The following is a 24,928-nucleotide window of genomic DNA, read 5'->3' as shown; positions in this document are numbered from 1 at the left end:
TGACTAATGACTAATGACTAATGACAAATACAAAAATTTCCTTGGATATAAGTCGAGACTGGCTAATTAGGCGAGTTACGGATGAAACTTTTATTTATGTGATAAAACGGCTTTTACAGGCGCTATTGACGATTTTTTTAGCGTCTGCTTTGTCATTTTTTATTATGAAGTTGTCTCCGGGAGATTATGTAGATACCCTGCGGCAAAATCCGAAAATTTCACCAGAACGGATTGAGGAAATTAGGCGACAATTTGGTTTAGATAAATCTTGGCCACAACAGTTTGGATTTTGGTTAAAGCAAATTTTGACAAGGGGTGATTTTGGTACAAGTTTTGTTTATCAACGTTCTGTATCATCGCTGCTATGGGAACGAGTTCCAGCCACGTTGTTATTAGCGATCGCTTCTTTAATTATCACATGGGCGATCGCCATTCCTTTAGGTATTCTCGCTGCTGTGAAACAAAATCGCCGAACTGACCAAGTTTTACAGATAGTCAGTTATGCTGGTCAGGGTATTCCCAGTTTTATTACTGTTTTATTTCTACTATTCTTTGCTCAACTGACTACTCCACTTTTTCCGGTGGGTAATATGACCAGTATTAATCATGCAGACCTGACATGGTTAGGTAAAATTCTCGATATCGCTTGGCATTCAGTTTTACCACTAATTGCTTTAAGTATTACCAGTTTTGCGGGTTTGCAACGAATTATGCGTGGTCAATTATTGGATGTTTTACGCCAAGATTATATTCAAACTGCTCGCGCTAAAGGACTTCCAGAAAATCGGGTGATTTATGTTCATGCTTTGCGAAATGCTATTAATCCGTTAATTACTTTATTGGGTTTTGAATTAGCAGGTTTGTTAGGTGGTGCATTTATTACGGAGAATTTCTTTAACTGGCCGGGTTTAGGAAAGTTAACTTTACAAGCTGTTTTAGCTAAAGACCAATATTTGGTAATGGCGAGTTTAGTAATGAGTGCAGTATTATTGATTATTGGTAATTTAATTGCTGACTTAATTTTAAAAGCAGCAGATCCTCGAATTAAGTTAGAAGATTTGAATTAGTTAGTTGTCAGTGGTCAGTTGTTAGTTGTCAGTTGTCAGTGGTCAGTTGTTAGTTGTCAGTTGTTAGTTGTCAAATGGTTTATTATATTATTCGTTCAAGAACAGATGGTAAATATCTCACAGCCCGTGTTGATGATGCTACATCAGGATATTTATTATTATTTAAAGAAGATTTCGAGGCTTTGAGTTATCTCAATACTCATGCTGCTGATTTAGCCAGCCGGTTGACTGTAGAATCTCTTGCTAGTTCCCAAATAGGTAGTTTGATCAAACGTTGGAGTTTTGCTGGTGTAGGCATTGTTAATGATCCTTTATTACCAGAAGTTGAGTTTTTACAGCATATTTAAAGCATAAAAGATTTGGATTTAATGTAGGGGTAGCGCCCCCGTGCCTACCCCGGTATTTGGGGCAACCACAGGGGGTTGTCCCCCTACAAAATTAATTGGTTTAGGGATTTTTAAAATGTTCAATTAATTTTGCCCGACTACTTACAGCGGTTTCCGCTCTTATGAGGTACAAAGTTGAATCATGAAACTCTTGTAGTGCGGGCATCTTGCCCGCTAGATATGTACCTCATAACACCGGGAAGTGCTGTATATCACTTTTCACTTACAGTCCACCAGGCCAAAGCATAAGGTTGAGTAGATTCATTTACCTGCTTCTTAAATTGCACCCGAATTTTATAATTCCCACTAGTAGGAACTGGACAAAAAATATGTTCCACACTATCAACCTCACTCACAGAATCACAAACCACAACTTCATTATTTTTCCCATTTTCCTTAACTAAATAAACATCAAGATTATTTAATCCTTTATCTATAAATGTTTCCCCTATATCATATTCCTGATTATTATTTTTATCATTTAACTCCACCAAACGATCCCAAATTAAAGTAATAGCCACAAAACTATTTTGTTTCAAACCTTTTTGTAGAGCATATTCCCTAGAAGAATTAGCATTAACAATACCATAATCCCAACCAATAGGCGGAACAGTTGCATTAGGTTTCCATTCACCACCATTCAATTGTTGATAAGCTCGAAAAGCATTTAAATGACCTGCTCCCATTTGAGCATCTAGGGGAATTTTAGGATTTTTATAAGCGTCCGTTGCTAACCAATCTTGATTTTGTTTATCAATTAAAGTCCTCGTCATTCCCAACCGTAAACCATCACCACTGTCCTTTATTTTGTCCGCCGAATTGAGTAATATTGCTTTCATGACTTGATGACGACGAGCATCAATAGTCCAATTCCGTTGTTTAGTTCGTAATTGTCTATCCACAAATTCCTGTAATAATGCCACCGTAGCCGTAACTTGTGGGGCGGCAAAACTCGTACCTGTAGATTTATTTAACTTACCATCAGGATTAAGTAAAGGAATATTAGTCCCAGGAGCAACTATATTAATTGCACTTCTCCCCCCAATATTAAATTCTTTCCCAGCTAAACGATTTTCTATACCTTGATTAATACTAGCCAAATTAGAAACGTGAACTTTATTAAAAATTCCCTCGCGTTCTGAGGAAAAAGCCACATTAATTGCGTTAAAATTATCTGTAGGAATGGGAATCCCGCCTTTGCCTTGATTGCCAGCAATTGAATATACAACATCATGAACCCGGCTAGACCAGTCAATACATAATGTTAGTAAAGCATTACCATCTAACATAGCTTCTGGTCGGGGATCACGCTCTAGAGGTTCACCAAAACTAAAATTAATCGCCCGCACATCACCACCGTTTTGTAATGCAATGTGTTGTGCTGATAAACACTCCTCCGGTTGACCGATTTTTTTTGTAGATCCGACAGCAGAAGAATATAGTCGAGCGTTTGGTGCGACACCAGGAAAAGCCTTATCTTGACTTACCATCACACCAGAAACATTATAGGCATGAGGATCAACACCAACATTTGATTTAGCCGGGACATTGCGTGAAAACACTGCAAATGGAGATACAGCCCGATTTTTAGATACTGCTTTATCCCAGCCAAACATCCCCGGACGACCAATTTCCACTTGACCAATAGCAATTTTCCGCCCAGTCAAATTATAAGGAGCTTGATGTAGTTTCAGCGCATTAATACCGTTAGCACCTAAAAAATTGCCAACCTTGACACCTGCAAAGACTGGTAAAGTCAAGCCAGAAAAACCTAAACTCCAAAAAAGTATCCAATTTTTGTGCATATTTTGGGGGAAGAGGGGGAAGTTTTCTGAAAAATTTGAATTTTGAATTAATTTTTAATAATTTCTCCATATTTTGTTACGATACTTACAGACGAAGACGCTTAAAACCCACTAGCCATGACCCAAAATTCATCTCAAAAGCCTATAGTTATCGCTCCTTCTATCCTATCAGCAGATTTTAGCCGTCTGGGTGACGATATTCGCGCCGTAGACAAAGCGGGAGCAGATTGGATTCACGTTGATGTAATGGATGGACGTTTTGTCCCTAATATTACAATAGGTCCTCTGATTGTGGAGGCGATTCGTCCAGTTACCACCAAACCGCTGGATGTCCACTTGATGATTGTGGAACCAGAAAAGTATGTAGAAGGTTTTGCTAAAGCTGGCGCTGACATTATTTCGGTACACGCAGAACACAACGCATCTCCGCACTTGCACCGCACCCTGGGACAAATCAGAGAACTCGGTAAAAAAGCTGGAGTTGTCCTTAATCCGGGTACACCTTTGGAGTTAATTGAATATGTCCTAGAATTGTGCGATTTAGTGCTAATTATGAGCGTTAACCCCGGTTTCGGTGGTCAAAGCTTTATTCCTAGCGTAGTTCCTAAAATCCGCAAGTTACGTCAAATGTGCGATGAACGCGGTTTAGATCCTTGGATTGAGGTTGACGGGGGACTAAAAGCTAATAATACTTGGCAAGTTTTGGAAGCTGGAGCTAATGCTATTGTAGCGGGTTCGGCTGTATTCAATGCTCCTGATTATGCTGAGGCAATTACCAATATCCGTAACAGTAAGCGTCCGAGTCCAGAATTAGCTGCTGTTTAATTTAATACTTGTGATTAAGTAAGACTCAGATCCCCGACTTCTTTGAGAAGTCGGGGATCTATTTTATTACAGCAAGCCCTAAATAAACCTAATTCATCTCCTTTACCACATTTTACTCCCTGATAAAACTTCGACATCCCTGGCTTAAATCCCACATTCCGCACCCACAACTGTCACACCTCAAGGAAACGGATGTATTTAGTACATAAGAACTAACTGCTGAGAGAATTTGTTGAAGCTAAATAGGAATTATTACTATTAAGTTAGAGATACAGTTAAATATTTACGACTAAGTATGAAATTATTGGTTCTGAGGTTATTTTGATAGAAAACTTAGTTAAAAATCATTGAAAGGTTTATCCTCAATTACGATGAAAAAACTCAAAAAATGTGTTGACTCAACAGAAAAATGAGAAAATACAAAACAGATACTTTTGTGGAGTTTCTGTTGTCATGTTTAATGTAAGTAGGTTGGCATTAAAAATTGTCGTTATGACAAGGGAACAGGGAACAGGGAACAGAGAAGAGGTTTTGGGAGATTTTACTTTTCGTTACATATTACTCTTCGAGAAGCCGCTTCGCGTCTACGGTTTTTTTCCGTTCACCTACTTAGACTAACAATAAAATTATATTATATTTTTTGCCAGAAACCACCCTTATTCTTTATTGCTTCTTATTGAGAATATATTTGAACCAACTTTCCTATCTAAAATTTATTTTTTTATAGATAAATGTATTTTTTTACTCCTTTTTTATCAATTTACCTCCGTAATCACCGTTTGTGACAGTCAAGGGTGCGGAATGTGGGTTAAATCCTTGGTTTTTAAGAATTTGTATTAATAACAACAATATTTCTAGTGTCAAATACTGCTGTTCACTCAAATCCTTTCGGAAAATTGTTTGATATGATTGTGGTAACATTTTTTGCTTTGGGGGCTTCCTTATCCCTATTTTTTTACCCCCTTATTTTCTCAAATTATTGCCATATCTCATCTTCAACCGCCTTGTCACCCGTTAAGATTAATTAATTCAGTATGATAACTAATACTTTTAGGCATTGTCTCGACTCCTGTAATGATTTTTGCCCCCATTTTATTGAGTTGTTGCGCCATGACGGTAATGCGATCGCTCTCCATCTGATGCTAACATTTTCGTATTAACAACAAGTTCTCACATATTCTTGAAAAACTGGAGATAATTTAAACAGAATTTTATCTTCTTTGATTTTGGTTACTAAATACCGTTGTTGTAAGGATTGTAAACCATTATTAAAATCAACTGAGGATAAATTTAAACTTTGTCTTAATTCTTCTCTGGAAATAGGGTTTTCAAATTTACTTAGTTCTAATACTATTTCTTGTTCTTGGGTTGATAAATGGTGAAATGTCTCTTGAAAATGAGATTCCATTTGATTGGTAATATGTAAAGTATTTTCACCTAAAAAATCAACAACTTGACCATCATAATTTTTATGGATTAATATACTAATACTTTTTAAATACAGTAAATTACCTTCATATAATTTGATTAATTTTAACCAACTATCCTTATTTTTTAATCCGGTATTTTTGAGAATTTCTGGATTATCTAAACCTGATAATTCTAAAGATTTAATAGGATATAGTTCTTCATCTAAACATTCCATTTCTGGACATTGTTCTTGACTAATTAATATGACACTACTTTGATGTTGGGTTTCTGTAATCATTTTGAATAAGGTTTGATAATCTTGATATTCTGGTTGATATTTTCCCGCGAATTGACTAGGAATAAATATATTTTGTAAATCATCCAGGATGATTAAACATTTTTTATTTGTGAGAATATCAAACAATTGTTTTAATTTATCATTTATTGTTGGTAATGAGTCTAATTTGTGATGTTTTAGTAAATCATCAAGTAATAAATTTAAAGATTGGGGAAATTTTAAACTTCTCCAAACAATAGCATCAAACTTTTGTTGATGTAAGTCTATAAATCTTTTAACGAGTGTGGTTTTACCAATACCGGATAATCCTAAGATGGAGATTAAATGAGTATTTTGATTTAATATCCAATTAGAAAGGGTTTGTAGTTCTGTTTCTCTGTTGTGAAAGTTGATGATTTGGGGTGCTAGGGTTAAATCGTGATTATTTGATTTAGGTTGAGTATTTATATTAGTTTCTTGAGGTTTTTGATTAGAATGATTTAAGGTTTGTGTCTGACAAAAATTATGATTATTGCTATTTATATTATAGACATCTAACGAATTTGGACATGATTCAATATTTAATCTTTCAAAAGTAGAACGAAAATTAGTTTTTTTAATATCTTCACCTAATGCTTTGGATAAAAGTTGCCATAATTCAGCGCCTATATCTCCGACATGATTTTTAGTAGCATTAAATTCTTGTGCAATATCATCATAGGTGCGTCTTTCCCATGTTCCCTGAACTACAGCAGTTTGAACGTCGTCTAAATGCTTTCCAGTTTTTTCAAAGACTATCTTATCAACAAATGTTACAACTTCGTTTACATTCATAGAATTTATACAGTGTAAAGCTTTTAACCATTATAGATGAATATTGTTCAATTTTTTCCTATCTTTTCCGGTTTTTTTCTTAATATTTTTTAATAAAACAACCGTATAAATCCGTTTATATCAGAATGATTAAAATACTGATATTTTGGCATACTCAGACTTAGTGAAGGGTTAAATTTGTACAACCAGATAAATTAAGTATTTCAATAAAATTAAGTACAAGAGGTTCAAAATCAGTATGGGAGATCATATATTAGATACAACTTTAATGTTAAAAGTTTTATCAAGGCTTTATCCTCAACAAGTTTGGGGTGCAGAGTGGCTACACAACAATGTTCGTAATAAAGCTGAAAAGAGAATGATTCTCAGTCACTATATTATTGAATATAGGGGACAACCAGGGGGTGCTGGCAAACAACATACATGGAAAATATATAATAAAGATATTAATGATGTTAAAGCAAAAATTAGGTTAGATGAGGCTGTAAAGTCTAAAACTCCAGGTTTAATTCCTACTCAACAGCCACAATATCAATCTTCTGGATCTACAGATGAAGCGTTTACTTGGAATGGTTTGCAATTACGTTCTCCTGCTGAACAGAAAATTGCTGAAGAATTGGAGAAAAGGCAAATTTTATTTTTTGCAAATTCTAGATGCAGAATTACAACCAGGATTGGAATAACAGAAACTAAAGAAGCTGATTTCTTAATTTATTATAAAGGTAATTCACGAATACTAGAAGTTGATGGACAAGAATATCATCAGTCAGCCGCAAAAGATCATCAAAGAGATAGACTTTTTGAAAGAAATGGTATTAGTTGTACACGATTTACAGCAAATGAATGTTTAAATGATCCTGCTAATGTTATTGATGAATTTTTGGAATTATTTGATGTCACTCAATTTCCTGCTGAAGTTTATAAGAATGAAAGTATTAAAACAGGGGTAAGTGCGGAAGAAAAAACAACAACAATAGATATTAATGTAAATCAAAAAACTGCACCATCTCCGCGACCTGTGAAAATTGTACCAGATCCAGATGTTATTCCCTTTTAGCAAGTAGGTTGGGTGGAGGTAACGAAACCCAACATTCAGAATCTATAGTTAAAGGAGTATCTTTTAAACATCCTGATGTTTCTTCAAAAAAATTAGCAGGCCAACCTTTTCCTTTTGGTTTATTGTCCTGTTGAAAATTATCACTAGGTTTTAAAATAATAGTAATGGTTAAATCAGTATTAATAATATTTACAGGAATATCTAAATGTAATATTCCATCTTGACCAACATGAGAATTTAAAGTTATTGTTTCCATATAATTATTTATTTCAAAGTTCATCAATAATTTTTTCTGTTTTGTTAAAATTAATCCCTAAAATTACAGATAATGCTTGTTCTAATTTAAATAAATAATCATCTTCTAAATGACCAATAATTTTGTTAATTCTTAATTTATCTATTACTCTAATTTGCTCACATAAAATAACTGAATCCTGTTTTAAGCCTCCAATATTAGCGGGTATAAATACATGAGATGTTAAAATAGTTTGTCGAATTTTTGAAGTCAAAGGTACAATAATTGTATGAGGACTAACTTTATTCGCTGGATCTATTTGTACAATTACAACTGGTCTAATTCCTGCCTGTTCCGTTCCTCTAACTGGATTAAGATCACATAAAACAATATCTCCTCTTTTTATATCTACCACTTAATTTCTCCTTTTGCCAATCTATCTTCATAATCTTCTAAATTAGAAAGATAATCATTAAAATCAGATTCAGCTATTTCTAAAGATTCTCCGACATTTGGATATAGTTTTTCATAACCATTAAATAATTTTCTTTTAGCTAATTGCTCAAATAATAAATATTTTTCTTCACCAGAAAGAGACTCAATTGATTCCACAATTTTATTGATAGTTTGATTCATAAAACATCTCCTATTGTTTATGGTATTGATATTATATCACAAACCACTTAACCTATCCCCTAATAAATTTCCTTTTTGTAATTCCGTAGTAAAAAACTGAGTATCAGAGCGAATATCTCGATACTTTTTGGCTAAATATTTTAAATTCCTCTGATATTCAGTAGTTAAATCAATATTAATTAAGAAAGACTCATTCTGCATCAATTCCTTCCCACATTTTTTCTAAAGGTATTCTTTTTCCTGCCTGCAATTTGGGTACGAGTTATGGAAGCGATATAATAGTATTATTTTCCTACTGTTACAGTCAGTTTATCCAACTCTAAAATTTCATTCTTAAATTGTTCCAATAATTGAAAAAATAAATCACAAGCTAATTTTTCATCCTCTACTTGAGACAAAATAATACTTTCCCAACCTTCAGTAGAATTAATTTGATATTTTCCTTGTATCCATTTCTGAAATTGAGCAAATTGTTTTTCTTGTTGTGTTAGTTGTAACCCTAACTCACCTCTGGACATACTGTAACCCATCAATAACATTTTTAACCGAGTTATAGATACTTTTCCTAAATACATTCCTGGGCGTTGTTTAATTCTAGTTAATAACTCATAGAGATATTCTTGACTATTTTTATTACCATTAGCGATAGTTATATCTAGCATAATTTTCTCCTGAATATTGATTAAAAGTTTTCTTCAATGACTATTAACTCTTGTCCTAAATGAATTTTACCAAAAAATTGAAAATTAGCTAACCATTCTACCTTTGCTATTCCTTGAGGATGATGATTGTCAAAAACAATTTCTATCCCATCTATTATAACCATAACTCCTTCATGATATCCTGTTTCTGAAATGGCATCACCTCCAATACTATCATCATAAAGAAAACAATTACGATAATCTAAATCAGCTTGTGTATTAATTGTAATTAGTTTGCCTTGGATTCCTACCAGTTGTAAATAGTTTTTTATAGCTACAGCACATTGAACACATTGTAAATTAGCATAACTGTTAGCTATTTCTGCTAAATATTGTTTTTGTTTTAGTGTTAAATACTTCATTCATTTTTAAATTTACTACTTAATTTCTCCTTTTGCCAATCTATCCCCCTTTACCCTGTCCCTAAAAACTATTGACAAATTTCCCGTAATGTGATTGTGAAGTTGGGATAAGAAATAGCAGCAGCTTCAGCGCGGTGAATGGTGGTTGTACCAGTAGCGTTAAGGGCTGCGATCGCTAAACTCATGGCAATGCGATGATCTGTATGGCTATCTACTTCCGCACCGACTAAGGGAGTACCGCCGGTGATTTCCATCCCGTCGGGTAGTTCGGTGATTTTTGCCCCCATTTTATTGAGTTGTTGTGCCATCACGGTAATGCGATCGCTCTCTTTGACTCTTAACTCCTCCGCATCCCGAATAATGGTTGTCCCCTCAGCAAAAGCCGCTGCAACTGCCAAAATGGGAATTTCATCAATTAACCTGGGAATGATATCACCAGCAATCGTACAGCTTTTTAAACCACCGGAACGGACGCGAATATCAGCCACAGGTTCTCCCGCTACTTCCCGTTGATTCTCTAGTTGAATATCTGCCCCCATGAGTTCTAATGCTTCTAAAATACCGGTGCGGGTAGGATTGACACCGACATTTTCGACTACCAAATCTGAACCAGGAACGATCGCCCCCGCAACTAACCAAAAAGCCGCTGAACTGATGTCACCGGGAACAATTACGGTTTGTCCGTAGAGTTTCGCCCCACCTGTGATCGTGACGCTATTGCGGTCTGGATCTATACTTAATTCTGCTCCATAAGCCCTTAACATTCGTTCACTGTGATCCCGTGATAAAGCGGGTTCAGTAACGGTGGTTTGTCCTTGGGTGTTTAAACCCGCGAGGAGAATGCAGGATTTAACTTGAGCCGAAGCAATGGGAGAATGATAATGAATGGGTTTTAGAGCCTGTCCTTGAATGGCTAGAGGTGCTAAAGTGTTGCCTTTGCGTCCCCAAATTTGCGCTCCCATTTGTTGCAGTGGTTTGACGACACGGGACATGGGACGCGATCGCAAAGAACTATCACCAGTCACCGTGAAAAATCGCCCTGGATGGGATGCTAATAAGCCCAACATCAACCGCATCGTTGTCCCAGAATTACCCGCATCCAAGACGTTTATAGGCTCTTGAAAATTGCCTAAACCGATGCCTTTGACTTTGACTAATTCTGTGTTTAAGTCGGAAATTTCCGCACCTAAAGCCCGAAAACAAGCCGCAGTGCTACGGGGGTCTTCACCTAACAGCAGTCCTTGAATTTGAGTTTCACCTTCAGCGATCGCACCCAACATCAAAGCGCGATGAGAAATAGACTTATCTCCAGGAATTCGGATACGTCCCTGCAAAGACAATCCAGAGGCAGGGCGCTGAATAATTAAGTGATCAGAAGAGTTTGCTTGAGTTTCTAAATTAATAACAATAGCTGACATTAGGATACAATGACTTTTGAATAGAATAAAAGCTAAACAGCGACTTGTTTATCACTATTCACTTCCAATTTAGTATCCTACCGCTTTTTGGCAACTATAATCCTTCTTTCGGTAGATAGCAGGTGACAGGTAATACCATATTGAGTGGTTTAGATTAACAAATCAAAATATTTGCTAACGATGAAGCAGGTTTTACTATTTATTAGATATCTTGCTTAAATGTCTTGTGTTTTGTTGCTTTCACCAAAAACGTCAGCCGTAACGTTAAATAACAGGCAAAACTGGCAATTTAGAAAATCGCTCAACTTTTATTCTTTATTTGTAACCCCTCACACTCTCATGCTAACTCACCACCGCAAACCCGTATGTTTATCAATGATTTCCACGGACTTACCGATTTGGTCTGTGGTTGACACTGCTGGAACTTTAATCCAAAAGAATACAGATAAATTTCATTTACTATTAACTGCACCACCTCTGATTAGTTGTGAGGTAGGCAGTTATTTAAATCCAGAAGATACAATTTACCCAACTAAAAACAATTTTTCTCCTCCTAGCAGTCCCAGAATTTTATGGCTGGAAATTTCATCTCGGCGGTTAATTATGACAATGCAAGGTAATGCACAAGTCAGTTACCGCCACTTTTGGGAATTAGGTGTTTATGGCATTAGTCGTTTCTGGTTGCCAAATGAATCATTACAACCCCATCAACCTATCCGTTTGCGTAATTTTACCAAAAGTTTTACTCTTAGCGGGCATCCTTTTCCAGAGAATCTCCGTTTAGAATACGAATTGTGGACAGGAAAAATCCAATTAGGGTGTTATATTCTCAATTTGGAAATTCAGCATTAAAGGGAACAGGGAACAGGTAAGAGTTTTACCAATTACCAATTACCAATCACCAATCACCAATTACCAATCACCAATTACCAATCACCAATTACCAATTACCAATCACCAATTACCAATCACCAATCACCAATTACCAATTACCCTTAATAACTAGGATCATTACCTGATTTCCATTTGATATTGCAACCAATACTGGGCTTTTGTTCACTTATTACAGGTTGATTATTTAAGACTGCGGTAATAGCTGCTCTTAGATCTTTACCTGTAACAGGTTGATTATTACTAGGACGACTATCATCTAATTGTCCACGATAAACGAGTTTTCTATCGCTATCAAATAAAAAGAAATCTGGTGTACAAGCTGCTGTATATGCTTTTGCCGTTTCTTGGGTTTCGTCGTAACAGAAGGTAAAATCAAACCCCAGTTCTATAGCCATGTCTTTTAATGATTCTGGGGCATCATTGGGATAATTTTTAGCATCATTAGCACTAATGGCAATAATCCCTAAGTCACTATTATTGTAATCTTGATCTAATCTGGCTAATTCTTGTTGAATATGCTTAACAAATGGGCAGTGACGACAAATAAACATGATTAACAATGCTTTTTTATCGGCAAAATTATCAAGAGAAATTATTTTTCCAGATACTACTTCTGGTAGATGAAAATCTGGTGCTTTCGTGCCTAGAGGCAACATTGTGGAAGCTGTTAAAACCATAATTTTTTTAAATGTTTTGATCAGGGTTTTTTCTAATAATAGAATAATCCATCTTGATTTAGGAAAATTACCCAATTCAAATACATAACTTATTAAAAAATTTGAGTATATTATGAGTTATGTAATTAAGTTATGGGAAAAAGATCAATATTCCCTCTTCCCTGCTATAATGACTGACCGTTGATTGAAAATATTTTAATAATGATCACTTGGTGTTCCTTGCTAATTAAACAATGGGGTAGGATGACAAAACTCCTATCTTTGTTCTGTCTTTGTCTATTATTGGTTGTTAGTTGTACTCCTAAACAGCAAACAAATGCACCACAGCCTAATGCTATAAATGCTCCTGCGGGTGATGGTCGGATTACCGTAGGGACAACGGAAAAGCCAAGAACTCTTGATCCTGCTGATGCGTATGAATTGGGATCTTTGAGTTTAGTATTTAATATGAGCGATCGCCTGTACACTTACGAACCAGGTAGTACAGAAATTAAACCACAATTGGCCACAGCATTACCAAAAGTGAGTGCAGATGGTTTAACTTATACTATTCCTATTCGCCAAGGAGTAGTATTTCATGATGATACTCCCTTCAATGCCAAAGCAATGGAGTTTAGTCTGCAACGCTTTATCGAAAACAAAGGTAAACCATCCTTCCTACTTTCCGATACCGTAGCTTCAATTAAAGCCACAGGAGAGTATGAGTTAACAATTAAACTGAAGAAACCCTTTGCAGCTTTTCCTTCATTGTTAGCATTTTCTGGAGTCTGTGCGGTTTCACCAAAATCCTATGAAATTGGGGCGGGAAAATTTAAACCAAATATTTTTGTAGGAACTGGTGCTTATAAATTAGCCAAATATGGAACTGATTCCTTAAAGTTTGATGTATTTGATAAATATTGGGGAACAAAACCAGAAAACAAAGGTGTCAATGTCCAAATTCAAACCAGTCCAGTCAACTTATTTAATGCCTTTAAAACTGGTGCGATAGATGTGGCTTATCTATCCTTACAACCAGATCAAATTCAGAGTTTAGAAGCAAGTGCAAAAAAGGGAGATTGGCAAGCTATATCTGCTCAAGGTAGTGTAGTTACTTATCTGACTTTAAATCGCAATCAAAAACCTTTAGATCAAGTAGAGGTAAGACAAGCGATCGCATCATTAATTGATCGTAAATTATTAAATGATCGGGTATTATTATCACAGGCTGATCCGCTTTACAGCATGATTCCCACCACCTTCAATGTTTCCCAGCCATTGTTTCAAGATAAATATGGTGATGGTAAATTTGCAGAAGCCAAAAAATCCTTAGTCGCTGCTGGTTTCTCCCAAGAAAATCCAGCAAAAGTGCAAATTTGGTATCCTGCAAGTTCAATGACGCGCAGTTTAGTTGCACAAACCTTAAAATCCCTCGCTGATACTAAAATGGATGGTATTTTGCAATTTGAAGTTAAAACCGTAGAAGGTGCAACTTTCTATAAAGAAATTTCCAAAGGTTTATATCCCAGCACCTTAACTAATTGGTATCCAGACTTTTTAGATCCAGACAACTACGTGCAGCCATTTTTAGCCTGTGAACAAGGTTCAGTTGCTAAAGGTTGCGAAACAGGTGGTAGTCAAACTCAGGGGTCATTTTATTATAGTGAAGCTATGAATAAACTCATAGATCAACAACGCAAAGAACAAAATCCTGAAGCCCGGAAAAAAATATTTGCCGACATTCAAACCCAAGTATTAACTGATGTTCCCTACATCCCTTTATGGCAAAGCAAAGATTTTGTATTTGCTCAAAAAGGCGTAGCCAATGTCAATCTTGATCCTACCCAAAACCTAATTTACAAAACAATTAAAAAGTAGGTATTGGTAATTCCTTCCAGACTCCGGTTCTTCCTCGTTCCCAGACTCCGGCTGGGAATGCCATTCTCTCGTTCCCAGACTCCGGCTGGGAATGCCATTTAGAGGCTCTGCCTCTTGTTAATTAGATGAGGCAGAGCCTCAAGGCTGCATTCCTTGTCAGAGACAAGGAACGAGGTTTTTGTGAATTTTAAATTTTTAATTAATAAATATGTCTCGTTCTAAAGCATTACAGTATTACATTTTTTCCCGGTTGCTATTTGCACCATTGCAACTATTCACTATTATCACCATTGTTTTTCTTTTACTTAGAGCTACGCCAGGAGATCCCGCAGATGCTATTTTAGGAGGAAGAGCGCCAGAAAGTGCGAAAGAAGAATTAAGAAAACAACTTGGTTTGGACTTACCAATTTGGTTACAATATCTCAATTATTTAGGTAAATTACTGCAATTTGATTTAGGAACTTCTTTAACCAGTCGCGGGCAAAATGTAGGTGAAATAATTGGTCAATATTTTCCAGCAACCGTAGAATTAGCATTTGCGAGTATGGCTGTGGCGCTGATTGTTGGCGTTTTAGTGGGAACTATTTCCGCTTCTCGTCCGGGAACTGCTTTTGATATTGGGGGGCGGTTATTCGGGATTATTACCTATGCACTACCGATGTTTTGGGCAGGTATGTTATTACAATTAGTTTTCTCAGTTCAATTGGGTTGGTTTCCTAATTCTAATCGGTTTCCTCCTAATCTTCCTGCACCTACAAATATTACTGGTTTATATACAATTGATAGTTTATTAAGTGGGAATTTAAGTCAATTTTTTACAGCTTTACATCATTTAGCTTTACCAAGTTTAACTTTGGGAATTTTGCTGAGTGGAATTTTTGAGCGCATTGTCAGGGTTAATTTAAAACAAACCTTAAAGGCTGATTATGTAGAAGCGGCTAGAGCGCGGGGAATTTCTGAAAATAAGATTTTAGTTTCCCATGCTTTAAAGAATGCCTTAATTCCTGTAATTACAGTATTAGGATTAACATTTGCTTCCTTATTAGGTGGAGCAATTTTAACAGAGGTGACATTTTCCTGGCCAGGGTTAGCAAATCGTTTATATCAAGCTATTTCCGACCGCGATTATCCTACAGTTCAGGGGGTGTTAGTATTTTTCGGGGCAATTGTTGTGAGTGCGAGTATTTTGATTGATATTCTCAATGCTTATGTAGATCCGAGAATTAGATATTAGTTATGTAGGTTGGGTTGACGCAAGGAAACCCAACATTATTAAACATAAATTATTAAAACATTTGTTGGGTTGCGCTGTCGCTTAACCCACTCATAATCATCTTTGCACACTACGAGGATCAAGAGCATCACGCAAACCATCACCTAAGACGTTGAAAGACAAAACGGTGATAATAATTAGAATTGCTGGTGGTAGAATTAGCCAAGGTTGTAACACTAAAATAGAAGCATTACTAGCTAAAGAAAGCATATTTCCCCAAGAAGGATCTGGTTGTTGTATACCTAAACCAATTAAACTTAATACTGCTTCTGCTCCAATAAAACTAGGAATTGTTAAAGTAGCAGAAATAATAATGTAAGTTGCAGTTTGTGGTAAAACATGACGAACAATAATATAAATAGGATTACCACCCATTACCTTTGCTGCTTGCACAAATTCGAGTTCTTTGATTGATAATACCTGTCCGCGAATTATCCTCGCTAAACCTGCCCAACTAATTACAGAAGTAATCAAAATAATTAGTAAAAATCGCTGAGTGCTGGTTAATTTTGGACTCAAAATACTTGATAATGCTACTAATAAATAAATACTCGGAAAGGTCATCAAGACTTCTGCTAAACGCATGATGATACTATCAATTATTCCGCCAAAATAGCCGGAAATACCACCAATAAGCAATGCCAATGGATAGGTAATGATAATCCCGAAAATACCAATAAACATACTAATTCGACCACCATGTAACAAGCGACTAAATTGGTCGCGTCCTTGTTCATCTGTTCCCAAAATATTCAATTTTGCGTCACCAATAACGCCAAACAAATGCCAATTTAAAGAAATACCCGGAATAATTGTGACTTCCTGCCATTTTGGAGGTAGGGAAATACTCAAATTAAATAATTGATATTTTGTCCCAGTCACAAATAATCGTAATGGTGAAGGTTTTGTCTGATCTATAATTATTTTTCTTTCCCCAGTTTCTAAGTTAGTATCGCCTTGTGTTGTAGGATATACGTGGGGTCCAATAAACTGCCCTGATTGAGATACCCAATGAATCTGAGTCGGTGGGAGTAGTGAACCATTGGTTTGTGAATCATAAGGGTTATAAGGAGCGATGAAATCAGCACCAATTACTGCTAAATACAAAGAGAAGAGGACAATTGCCCCAGTTCGTGCTAGAGGGTTTTTGTTGAGTCGTTGCCACCAATTCATAGTTTTTGATGTAAAAGTTAATGTTGATTAATTGTTGATAAAAGTATATATCAATAGATTAGATCAAAAACCGCAAACCTATTTTATGAATAACCTACATCATCATCGCTCACAATTTCCCGCTTTAAGTAATAAGCTTTATTTTAACTACGGAGGACAGGGTCCAATGCCGCAAATGGTTATGGATGCTATCACCCAATCTCAGGCACATATTCAAAGTATAGGTCCTTTTGGGAGTGATGCTTATGCTTGGATCGCACCGCAAATACAAGCCAGTCGGGAAGCTATTGCATCTACATTAAATGTACCAAGTAACACAATTACTCTCACAGGTAATGTCACGATAGGTTGTAATATTGCGATGTGGGGGATTGATTGGCACGCAGGTGATCATCTGCTTCTTTCCGACTGCGAACACCCTGGAGTAATTGCTACAGCCCAGGAAATTGCCCGCAGGTTTGGAGTAGAAGTTACCACTTGTCCCTTAATGGCTACTTTAAATGAAGGTGATCCTATCAGTATTATTGCTGAAAATCTCCGTCCCAAAACTCGCTTAGTAGTTTTAAGTCATGTTTTGTGGAATACTGGTCAAGTTTTACCTATTGATAAGATTGTCGAAGTATGCAGAAGTAATAATTCGCTGTTATTGATAGATGCGGCTCAATCAGTGGGTGTGATTCCTTTAGATTTAACTGCTTTGGGTGTAGATTTTTATGCCTTTACTGGTCACAAATGGTTATGTGGTCCTGCGGGTGTGGGTGGTTTATATGTGCGTCCTGAAACGAGGGAAAGTTTGCACCCTACCTTTATTGGTTTGAGTGGGATAATTACTAATAATCAAGCCCAACCGACGGGTTGGCAACCAGATGGACGCAGATATGAAGTATCCACTTTACCAACTTCATTATATGTGGGTTTAAAGCAAGCAATTACAATTCATGAACAATGGGGAACAGCACAGGAACGATATGAGCAAATTTGCCAAAATAGTAATTATCTCTGGCAAAAATTAAACTCTTTACCCAATGTCAAATGTTTAAAAAATTCACCTCCAGAAAGTGGATTGGTTTCTTTTCAAGTAACTAATCAACCTAGTTTTAAATTGGTGCAATCTCTAGAGTCTGAAAATATCTTAACACGAACAATTGCCAATCCTAATTGCATTCGGGTGAGTGTTCATTATCTAACTTTAGAGTCGGAAATTGACCAATTAATAGCAGCAATATCAAGTAGGTTGGGTTGTGAAACGTGAACGTATCCCTGCGGGACACTGCGTGAACGCGGAGTAATAGCTTTGGGGAAAACCCAACAAAACAAATGATTTTTAATGTTGGGTTTTCTTGCATCAACCTAACCTACACGAATACTTTTTAACCTTTTTCTTTTGAAATCATGGAACGACCAATTATATATATAGCAATTACCAATCACGGTTTTGGTCATGCTACCCGCACAGCTTCCATAGCTAACACTATCCAAAAGTTATGTCCTGAAGCGTTATTAATTCTAGTTACTACTGCACCTCGCTGGTTACTAGAATCTTATATAGAAGGTGATTTCATTTTACGTCCACGGGCGTTTGATTTAGGTGTTGTTCAAGTTGATAGTTTGACAATGGATAAATCAGCAACTTTGGAAAAACTACGAGAAATTAAAAAAAATCACAAATCCTTAATTGCTTCAGAAGTTAATTTTATTCGTCAAAATCGCGTTAATCTCATTTTGGCAGATATTCCTTTTCTCGCTGCCGGATTTGCTGAAGCTACAAATATCCCCTGTTGGATGATTAGTAATTTTGGTTGGGATTTTATCTATCGAGATTGGGGAGGAGAATTTACAGAAATGGCTGATTGGATTAGTGATTGGTATGGAAAATGCGACCTTTTATTTCGTCTTCCTTTCCATGAACCTATGTCAGCATTTACCAACATTACAGATGTAGGCTTAACTGGTGGTTTTCCCCATTTTTCTATTGATAAATTACGCACCAATTGGGGAATAAGTACACCTCCAGAAAAAACAATTTTACTAACATTTGGGGGTTTAGGTTTACAAGCAATTCCCTATACAAATATCAACAAATTTCCCGATTGGCAATTTATTACTTTTGATGCTTCAGCCCCAGATTTACCTAACTTAATTAAAGTTACAAATCGTCAATACCGTCCTGTAGATTTTATGCCAATTTGTGGCAGAATTATTTCTAAACCTGGTTATGGGACATTTTCAGAAGCCACCCTTTTAGATGTACCAGTGGTAACTATACCTCGTGATGATTTTGCCGAAGCTGCTTTTATGTTAGCAGGAATTACTAATTACAATCATCATCAAATTCTCACAGTACCGGAATTTTTTCAAGGAGATTGGGATTTTCTTTATCAGTCACCCCAACCACCGAAGCAAACTAAAATCATTGATAAAAATGGCAATGAAACAATAGCTAAAGCTGTGATAGATTATTTGTAAGTATTCAGATCCCCTACTTCTACCATTGATTCATTATTTATTGATATCATTGAAAAATTAGTCGGGGATATTACACCATGAGGATTATGACCCACTACCAAAAACTATTAAGAGTTTCCACCCATGGAAAATCATTTCACAATATTACCGCCAAAATTGAAGCTATTGTTGCTGAATCTGGTATAGAAACTGGGCTTTGTAGTTTATTTTTACGTCACACCTCAGCTAGTTTAGTAATTCAAGAAAATGCTGATCCTGATGTATTAGTTGATTTAGCTAATTTCATGGCCAAAATAGTCCCAGAAGGAAACCATTACATTCATGATGCTGAAGGACCAGACGATATGCCAGGACATATCCGTACAGTTTTAACCCATACCTCCGAACAAATTCCCATTAATCGTGGTCATTTGGTATTAGGAACATGGCAAGGAATCTATGTTTGGGAACATCGTCAACAGAATAATGTGAGAGAGTTAGTAGTTCATATTTCTGGATAGATTTAGTATATCAATCAGAATTAAATTGTGATCATTTATGTCCTGGTTTATTCAATTCCAGTCGAACCAAAACGATAACCTTTACCATAAACAGTATGAATCATTGGTGTTTTACCCACTCCTTCTACCTTGCGACGCAACAGACGAATTAAAGCCGCAATCACATTACTATTAGGTTGTTCCTCATTTTGCCATAAATGCTGCAAAATTTGACCATGCGTCAGTAATTTTCCAGCATTTTCCATGAAGTATTGTAACAACTGACTTTCTTTTTGAGAGAGTTCTATGATTCTCCCATGACGATAAGCTATTTGATTTTCTATATCAAGTTCCAAATCGGCTACAACTAGCTTTCCTGTGGTGCTACTATAAGATTCTGTACCAGTACGACGTAACAAAGCCCGGACTCTTGCCAGTAATTCCCGCAATTCAAAAGGTTTGACTAAATAATCATCAGCGCCCGCGTCCAAACCTTGTACACGGTCATCCAGGGTATCTTTTGCCGTGAGAAATAGTACAGGAGTTGTTTTACCTTGACGGCGTAATTCCTGACAAATATCTAACCCTGTTTTTCCCGGTAACATCCAATCTAAAATCAGTAAATCATAACTGCCTATTTCTGCCAAATTACTGCCACTTGTCCCATCATAAGTAGCATCAACACTATAACCTTCACGGGTCAAGAGACGACTTAAAGGGTCAGTTAGCTCAACTTCATCATCAACTAATAAAATTTTCATTCTGTTGCTAATGGCAATATAGATATATTCTCAATATAGTGAACTGCAAACACATTAAGAATACCAAAAAAAAGAATGTTAACTGTTGCAATACCAAAAGGGGGACTACTTGAACCTAGTCTCCGCATATTACAATCTGTAGGATTAGATTTTAGTGCTTTCTTAGAATCAGGAAACCGCCAATTACAAATTACTGATGCTAGTGGACAAGCGAAAGCCTTATTAGTGCGAGCGCAAGATGTGCCTGTTTATGTAGAATATGGTCAAGCACAATTGGGAATTGTCGGCTACGATGTTCTCAGAGAAAAACAGCCCCAAGTTGCCCAATTAGTGGATTTGAAATTTGGATATTGTCGAATGTCTGTAGCTGTAAAAGCGGCTAGTTCCTACAAATCCCCGTTAGATTTACCGGCCCATGGTCGAGTTGCTTCTAAATATGTAAATTGTGCGCGAGAATATTTCCAAGGTTTGGATTTACCGATAGAAATTGTCCCTTTGTATGGTTCTGTGGAATTAGGTCCAATTACGGGAATGTCAGAAGCAATTGTTGATATAGTTTCGACGGGAAAGACTTTAAAGGAAAATGGTTTAATTGAGATTGCGACTTTGTATGAAAGTACAGCCCGGTTAATTGTTCACCCTTTAAGTTATCGGTTAAATACAGGTAATTTAGATAAATTAATTGCACAAATGCGGTCAGAAATGCTCACCACAGCTTAATTAAATCTTAGATACCCGACTTCTTAGAGAAGTCGGGTATCTTAATTTTAGGGCTTTTTGACGGCACTAAGTTGGTCTAAAATTTCCAAAACTTCTTGTTCAAATGCAACTTGAGCGCGGTTAGTTTTTCCACCAATATATAAAGTTTTGCCTGTTTGTAAAGCCCAAATTTGAGAATGGGAAAAATAACTCATCACCACACCTAACATTAATAAAGCAAAACCAGTATAAACAATAGGAATACCAGGATCAAATTTGATTTGTAAACCCGTGCTACCCATGACATCAAGAATTTGCAAATTTACCCCATTTACAGGGATAGACATTCCTGCCCGCACAGTATTTATTAACTTACCTTGAGCATCATAAATTAATACCATGCCTTGCAAATCTTTGGCTAATAGGGAAACACCTTCACTTAAATCTGGTTTAGTCGGAATCCAAGTTCCCCAAAGTCTACCCTTACCTTTGGTGTCTAATTGTGCCATTGGTAATTGGAAAATTGGGCTTTTATTTAATCTCACCCGAACGCTGGAAATTCCCCAATCTGTTTGATAGAAAACCACACCATGATAACGCAGCGGTTTGTTAACATAAATCTTCTCATGGTTAACTTCTTTGCCCTCATTATTCAGCACAGACATATCTGAATAAAATTGGTCAATTCCTCCCGTCGGTGTGTAATCAATCCAAAAGCGATTGACACGCACAGACCAATCTTTCAACACATCTTGAGAAGACCAAGCACCAGCATCAACAATATTTTTTACCTGGAATGTATCGCCACTAGAAATCATTTCTTGAGCCATAAATCCCGTCATTGCTCCCCAAATTCCCCCCAGCAAAATAGCGACAATCCCAATGTGGACAATAATTGGTCCCAATTTACCAATTATACCTTTGCGGGCATAAAGAATATTATCTTTTTCCTGAAAAATTCGATAACTTTTTTGCTGCAAAATTGGCGTAATTGATGGCAAAGAAACACCCTCCAATTCAGCACTTAAAGCTAATTTTGTGAAGTTGCGAGGTTCTTCGTAATATTTCCACTTTTGAGCAGCTTTGAGGGCTGGTAATTGACGAGTAAAAGTACAAGCCGTTAAACTAGTTCCAAATAAAACTAATAAACTCAAAAACCACCAAGTTCTATATACATGATCTAACCCAACTACTTGAATAACTTTCCAAGAAAGGAAACCAAATAAAGCAGGATGTTCTGGATAATTAGATTGGTAAAAATCAGGCAATTGCCCCTGTTCGATTACCGTACCACTCACACTAAATAAGGCAATAATTAACAATAGAATAATTGCCAAACGTAAATCAGTTAATACAGGCAAAACTTCCCGACGGATAAAACGCCCCGGTATTAACCACCAACTTAATTCTGTGGATGTTGTCTGATCTGAAGTCATTGCTTAGAAACTACCAATAGGAATCCGAGAAAGTAAAGAAAAAACACCAAAGCCTACTAATAATACACCGCTAATAGGATTTATCCAACCAGACCAACGGCGCAATTCTAATAGTTTTTTAATGGCAGCAGTAAACGTACCTGCTAAAATTAATGGAGTTACATATCCGGCTGTATAAGCAAGTAGTAAAACCGCACCTAAAACTAAATCTTGAGTATTAGCAACCCAACCTAATAGACTAGCTAAAACTGGTGTGCTACAGGGGGAAGCAACTAACCCAAATGTTAAGCCGATAGAGTATGAACGGACTCCGGGAGGTAAGTCTTGAGAAATCCAATTTGTTTCATTCAAAGAAGGAAATTGGATGGGTAATGCTTCTAATAAGTTCAGTCCCATAATAATAGCGATAATACTGACAATAATTGGTAAACCAATTCCTATCTGTCCATAGACTTTACCAACTAAACCTGCGACGATGCCCATTCCTGCTAATGTAGTTGCTAATCCCAACGCAAACCAAGTTGATTGGGCTGCTGCTTGTAAGCGAGTTTTAGCTTCATAACCGCCAATATAGCCAATGGTAATGGGCAGCATAGACAGCATACAGGGCGTAAGGCTGGTCAGCAAGCCAGCCGCAAAAATAATGGCAATGCTCACGAAACTCAGGTGGGTGAGTTGGTTCGCAACAAGGGTGTTGGCAAATTGCTCAAGTTGATAAATTTGGGTTTCTAGAGTTTCTAGCATGAGGATATTTAAGTAGAAAATGCTTACTCTGCTTGAATTTTAACGTATTTTGGATCATGAAATCATAAAAGTAAGTACCGTGAGGTAAATCATACTCCGGATTTTTCAGGAAAGTTGTTGAATTTATAGTTAAGATTACTCAAAATCAGATTAATGATTTTGAAAGTTGCCTTAGTGGCACATTATTAACAAATACACATTGGAAATCAAAAATACTCATTCAGAAGGAATCTACCACCATGACTCGCAAAATCAACAAAGTTTTTCAACAATCTGGAGTTATTCCCTATCGAATCAACGATGGAAAAGTTGAAGTTTTATTAATTACTACTCGTAGCCGTCAAGGTTGGGTAATTCCTAAAGGGGGACTTTGTAAAGGTATGAGTCCCCATGATTCAGCAGCGAAGGAGGCATGGGAAGAAGCCGGAGTTGTCGGTAGAGTCACAACTGAAGAGTTAGGTAATTATAAATATCGAAAACGGGGGAATACCTATCAAGTAAATTTATTTTTATTACCTGTGGAAACAGTATTAGAAGATTGGCCAGAAGCTACCGCAAGGGAAAGAAAATGGTTAGAAGTTAACCAAGCTGCTGAATTAGTCAAGGAAACTTCACTAAAAAGAATTATTCAAACTTCATGGATATAGACACATATCCAAAATATCCAGATCCCTGACTTGTTTAAGAAGTCGGGGATCTTATTTTAAATCATCTCAAAGGCTAAATTATGACTTTTGAGAAAATTATGAGTGAAATGATCTACCACATTTGTATCACTCAATTCTAAATTGTAAAAATCTACAAAATCATGATCAAAATATGGGCCTGCGTGCCAAGTTCCCATATCTAATTTAATAAAACAATTTCCGGGAATCCGAAAAGCTGCAAGTTCTGATAACCCAGGTGCATTCGTATCATTATTAGCTGGACAAACTGCCATTAACCAGTCTTTACTATCCAATGAACCTAAACATTGAGTACATTTGACATGACGAGTAATTTGGTGAAATTTCCGTCCGTTTTTCTGCAACCGCATAATATAAAAATGAGGAATACCATTTTGTAAATTTAACTGGGCATCTTCTTGATCAAAATTTTTCCCATCTTTACTTGCATATATTACCTGTCCATAAGGTTGAAAATTTTCTGGTGTAATCAATTGAGATGGTAATTCTTGTATTTTTGATAATGTACTCATAAGATCACGCGGTAAGCGGGAAACTCAGTCCCTTTAGGGCTGGGTTACTGACAACTTCTTTATTTGATGGTTTACATACAATCTAACAACGCCTGTTTAAAGTTTGTCCACTTAAACCGGCTAAATCAAATGCTTTAGACAAACCATAATCGCCTATTTTAACTCCTGCCTAGGCAAAGTTAATTTCTATAGCTTGACACTCCCCGGTCTAAAGACGCGGAGATTCTATAGAGAGTTTCAGTCTATATCCCTCAGTTA

Annotated in this window: 28 protein-coding genes; 12 read left to right on the top strand and 16 right to left on the bottom strand. The window is 36.4% G+C overall.

The window, feature by feature from the left end; genetic code table 11:
* The first annotated feature begins 20 nt into the window (after window positions 1-20).
* Window positions 21-1,067, top strand: coding sequence for an ABC transporter permease (locus FJR06_RS16785; protein WP_015078148.1), 1,047 nt, complete (start codon window positions 21-23; stop codon window positions 1,065-1,067).
* 74 nt (window positions 1,068-1,141) lie between these two features.
* Window positions 1,142-1,414: a hypothetical protein gene (locus tag FJR06_RS16780; protein WP_015078149.1), complete on the top strand. Its 273-nt coding sequence runs from the start codon at window positions 1,142-1,144 to the stop codon at window positions 1,412-1,414.
* Window positions 1,415-1,665: 251 nt separating this feature from the next.
* Here FJR06_RS16780 and FJR06_RS16775 read toward each other — a convergent pair whose 3' ends face one another.
* Window positions 1,666-3,258, bottom strand: a complete 1,593-nt coding sequence (locus tag FJR06_RS16775) for a S8 family serine peptidase (RefSeq protein ID WP_168651855.1) — start codon at window positions 3,256-3,258, stop codon at window positions 1,666-1,668.
* 117 nt (window positions 3,259-3,375) lie between these two features.
* Here FJR06_RS16775 and rpe point away from each other — a divergent pair, with 117 nt between their 5' ends.
* On the top strand, window positions 3,376-4,083 hold the full coding sequence (rpe, locus tag FJR06_RS16770; RefSeq protein ID WP_015078151.1) for a ribulose-phosphate 3-epimerase: 708 nt from the start codon (window positions 3,376-3,378) through the stop codon (window positions 4,081-4,083).
* A gap of 1,007 nt (window positions 4,084-5,090) precedes the next feature.
* Here the strand turns inward: rpe and FJR06_RS24740 are convergent.
* Window positions 5,091-5,219, bottom strand: a complete 129-nt coding sequence (locus FJR06_RS24740; protein WP_015078153.1) for a hypothetical protein — start codon at window positions 5,217-5,219, stop codon at window positions 5,091-5,093.
* Between the two features lie 20 nt (window positions 5,220-5,239).
* Window positions 5,240-6,604 carry an ATP-binding protein gene (locus FJR06_RS16765; protein WP_168651854.1) on the bottom strand — a complete coding sequence of 455 codons (1,365 nt, stop codon included), beginning with the start codon at window positions 6,602-6,604 and terminating at the stop codon, window positions 5,240-5,242.
* Window positions 6,605-6,842: 238 nt separating this feature from the next.
* Here FJR06_RS16765 and FJR06_RS16760 point away from each other — a divergent pair, with 238 nt between their 5' ends.
* Entirely contained in the window at window positions 6,843-7,661 is an 819-nt protein-coding gene (locus tag FJR06_RS16760) for a DUF559 domain-containing protein (protein WP_168651853.1), read from the top strand.
* On the opposite strand, the gene FJR06_RS16755 is transcribed toward FJR06_RS16760, so the two are convergent.
* From FJR06_RS16755 to aroA, 7 genes are all read right to left on the bottom strand, one after another.
* Window positions 7,648-7,917 (bottom strand): hypothetical protein, encoded by a 270-nt coding sequence (locus tag FJR06_RS16755; RefSeq protein ID WP_168651852.1) that lies wholly within the window; start codon window positions 7,915-7,917, stop codon window positions 7,648-7,650. The two genes, FJR06_RS16760 and FJR06_RS16755, sit on opposite strands and share 14 nt — an antisense overlap.
* Window positions 7,918-7,930: 13 nt before the next feature.
* Entirely contained in the window at window positions 7,931-8,311 is a 381-nt protein-coding gene (locus FJR06_RS16750; RefSeq protein WP_168651851.1) for a type II toxin-antitoxin system PemK/MazF family toxin, read from the bottom strand.
* A complete protein-coding gene (locus FJR06_RS16745) occupies window positions 8,305-8,532 on the bottom strand; it encodes a hypothetical protein (RefSeq protein WP_168651846.1) in 228 nt (75 codons plus the stop codon). Before FJR06_RS16745 ends, FJR06_RS16750 begins: the two co-directional genes overlap by 7 nt.
* A 36-nt stretch (window positions 8,533-8,568) precedes the next feature.
* On the bottom strand, window positions 8,569-8,733 hold the full coding sequence (locus tag FJR06_RS16740) for a hypothetical protein (protein ID WP_174783496.1): 165 nt from the start codon (window positions 8,731-8,733) through the stop codon (window positions 8,569-8,571).
* Between the two features lie 83 nt (window positions 8,734-8,816).
* Window positions 8,817-9,194, bottom strand: a complete 378-nt coding sequence (locus tag FJR06_RS16735) for a hypothetical protein (protein WP_168636440.1) — start codon at window positions 9,192-9,194, stop codon at window positions 8,817-8,819.
* A gap of 20 nt (window positions 9,195-9,214) precedes the next feature.
* Window positions 9,215-9,595, bottom strand: a complete 381-nt coding sequence (locus FJR06_RS16730; protein WP_168651850.1) for a papain fold toxin domain-containing protein — start codon at window positions 9,593-9,595, stop codon at window positions 9,215-9,217.
* 68 nt (window positions 9,596-9,663) lie between these two features.
* On the bottom strand, window positions 9,664-11,013 hold the full coding sequence (gene aroA / locus FJR06_RS16725) for a 3-phosphoshikimate 1-carboxyvinyltransferase (protein ID WP_168651849.1): 1,350 nt from the start codon (window positions 11,011-11,013) through the stop codon (window positions 9,664-9,666).
* A gap of 339 nt (window positions 11,014-11,352) precedes the next feature.
* On the opposite strand from aroA, the gene FJR06_RS16720 reads away from it, so the two are divergent.
* The gene (locus FJR06_RS16720) at window positions 11,353-11,865 is read left to right on the top strand and encodes a hypothetical protein (RefSeq protein ID WP_015078161.1); all 513 of its coding nucleotides are present in this window, start codon (window positions 11,353-11,355) and stop codon (window positions 11,863-11,865) included.
* 143 nt (window positions 11,866-12,008) lie between these two features.
* Here the strand turns inward: FJR06_RS16720 and FJR06_RS16710 are convergent, their stop codons facing one another.
* Window positions 12,009-12,584 carry a thioredoxin family protein gene (locus tag FJR06_RS16710; protein WP_015078162.1) on the bottom strand — a complete coding sequence of 192 codons (576 nt, stop codon included), beginning with the start codon at window positions 12,582-12,584 and terminating at the stop codon, window positions 12,009-12,011.
* Window positions 12,585-12,827: 243 nt separating this feature from the next.
* On the opposite strand from FJR06_RS16710, the gene FJR06_RS16705 reads away from it, so the two are divergent.
* Together FJR06_RS16705 and FJR06_RS16700 are read left to right on the top strand one after the other, a co-directional pair.
* The gene (locus tag FJR06_RS16705) at window positions 12,828-14,441 is read left to right on the top strand and encodes an ABC transporter substrate-binding protein (protein WP_015078163.1); all 1,614 of its coding nucleotides are present in this window, start codon (window positions 12,828-12,830) and stop codon (window positions 14,439-14,441) included.
* A gap of 208 nt (window positions 14,442-14,649) precedes the next feature.
* The gene (locus FJR06_RS16700) at window positions 14,650-15,675 is read left to right on the top strand and encodes an ABC transporter permease (RefSeq protein WP_015078164.1); all 1,026 of its coding nucleotides are present in this window, start codon (window positions 14,650-14,652) and stop codon (window positions 15,673-15,675) included.
* Between the two features lie 96 nt (window positions 15,676-15,771).
* On the opposite strand, the gene FJR06_RS16695 is transcribed toward FJR06_RS16700, so the two are convergent.
* Window positions 15,772-16,887, bottom strand: a complete 1,116-nt coding sequence (locus FJR06_RS16695) for an ABC transporter permease (protein WP_015078165.1) — start codon at window positions 16,885-16,887, stop codon at window positions 15,772-15,774.
* A gap of 85 nt (window positions 16,888-16,972) precedes the next feature.
* On the opposite strand from FJR06_RS16695, the gene FJR06_RS16690 reads away from it, so the two are divergent.
* From FJR06_RS16690 to FJR06_RS16680, 3 genes are all read left to right on the top strand, one after another.
* Entirely contained in the window at window positions 16,973-18,139 is a 1,167-nt protein-coding gene (locus FJR06_RS16690; protein WP_168631775.1) for an aminotransferase class V-fold PLP-dependent enzyme, read from the top strand.
* Between the two features lie 140 nt (window positions 18,140-18,279).
* On the top strand, window positions 18,280-19,353 hold the full coding sequence (locus FJR06_RS16685) for a glycosyl transferase (RefSeq protein ID WP_168631774.1): 1,074 nt from the start codon (window positions 18,280-18,282) through the stop codon (window positions 19,351-19,353).
* A gap of 86 nt (window positions 19,354-19,439) precedes the next feature.
* On the top strand, window positions 19,440-19,853 hold the full coding sequence (locus tag FJR06_RS16680; protein ID WP_168651848.1) for a secondary thiamine-phosphate synthase enzyme YjbQ: 414 nt from the start codon (window positions 19,440-19,442) through the stop codon (window positions 19,851-19,853).
* 47 nt (window positions 19,854-19,900) lie between these two features.
* Here the strand turns inward: FJR06_RS16680 and rppA are convergent, their stop codons facing one another.
* Window positions 19,901-20,593 (bottom strand): two-component system response regulator RppA, encoded by a 693-nt coding sequence (gene rppA / locus FJR06_RS16675; protein ID WP_015078169.1) that lies wholly within the window; start codon window positions 20,591-20,593, stop codon window positions 19,901-19,903.
* Window positions 20,594-20,668: 75 nt separating this feature from the next.
* On the opposite strand from rppA, the gene hisG reads away from it, so the two are divergent.
* Complete coding sequence (gene hisG / locus FJR06_RS16670; protein ID WP_015078170.1) at window positions 20,669-21,313, top strand: ATP phosphoribosyltransferase; 645 nt, start codon at window positions 20,669-20,671, stop codon at window positions 21,311-21,313.
* A 47-nt stretch (window positions 21,314-21,360) separates the two neighbouring features.
* Here the strand turns inward: hisG and FJR06_RS16665 are convergent, their stop codons facing one another.
* Both FJR06_RS16665 and FJR06_RS16660 read right to left on the bottom strand, forming a co-directional pair.
* Window positions 21,361-22,728 carry a cytochrome c biogenesis protein gene (locus FJR06_RS16665; protein WP_168651847.1) on the bottom strand — a complete coding sequence of 456 codons (1,368 nt, stop codon included), beginning with the start codon at window positions 22,726-22,728 and terminating at the stop codon, window positions 21,361-21,363.
* Window positions 22,729-22,731: 3 nt separating this feature from the next.
* Complete coding sequence (locus FJR06_RS16660) at window positions 22,732-23,472, bottom strand: cytochrome c biogenesis protein CcdA (RefSeq protein ID WP_015078172.1); 741 nt, start codon at window positions 23,470-23,472, stop codon at window positions 22,732-22,734.
* Window positions 23,473-23,711: 239 nt separating this feature from the next.
* On the opposite strand from FJR06_RS16660, the gene FJR06_RS16655 reads away from it, so the two are divergent.
* Window positions 23,712-24,119, top strand: a complete 408-nt coding sequence (locus FJR06_RS16655; protein WP_015078173.1) for an NUDIX hydrolase — start codon at window positions 23,712-23,714, stop codon at window positions 24,117-24,119.
* Window positions 24,120-24,175: 56 nt separating this feature from the next.
* Here the strand turns inward: FJR06_RS16655 and FJR06_RS16650 are convergent, their stop codons facing one another.
* The gene (locus FJR06_RS16650; protein ID WP_015078174.1) at window positions 24,176-24,670 is read right to left on the bottom strand and encodes an ureidoglycolate lyase; all 495 of its coding nucleotides are present in this window, start codon (window positions 24,668-24,670) and stop codon (window positions 24,176-24,178) included.
* Between the last annotated feature and the right edge of the window lie 258 nt (window positions 24,671-24,928).

The sequence above is a fragment of the Dolichospermum sp. UHCC 0352 genome (assembly GCF_009711925.1).
GTDB lineage: Bacteria > Cyanobacteriota > Cyanobacteriia > Cyanobacteriales > Nostocaceae > Dolichospermum > Dolichospermum lemmermannii.
The sequence above is the reverse complement of the archived record's forward strand: the minus strand, read 5'-3'. Positions and strand labels throughout refer to the sequence as shown.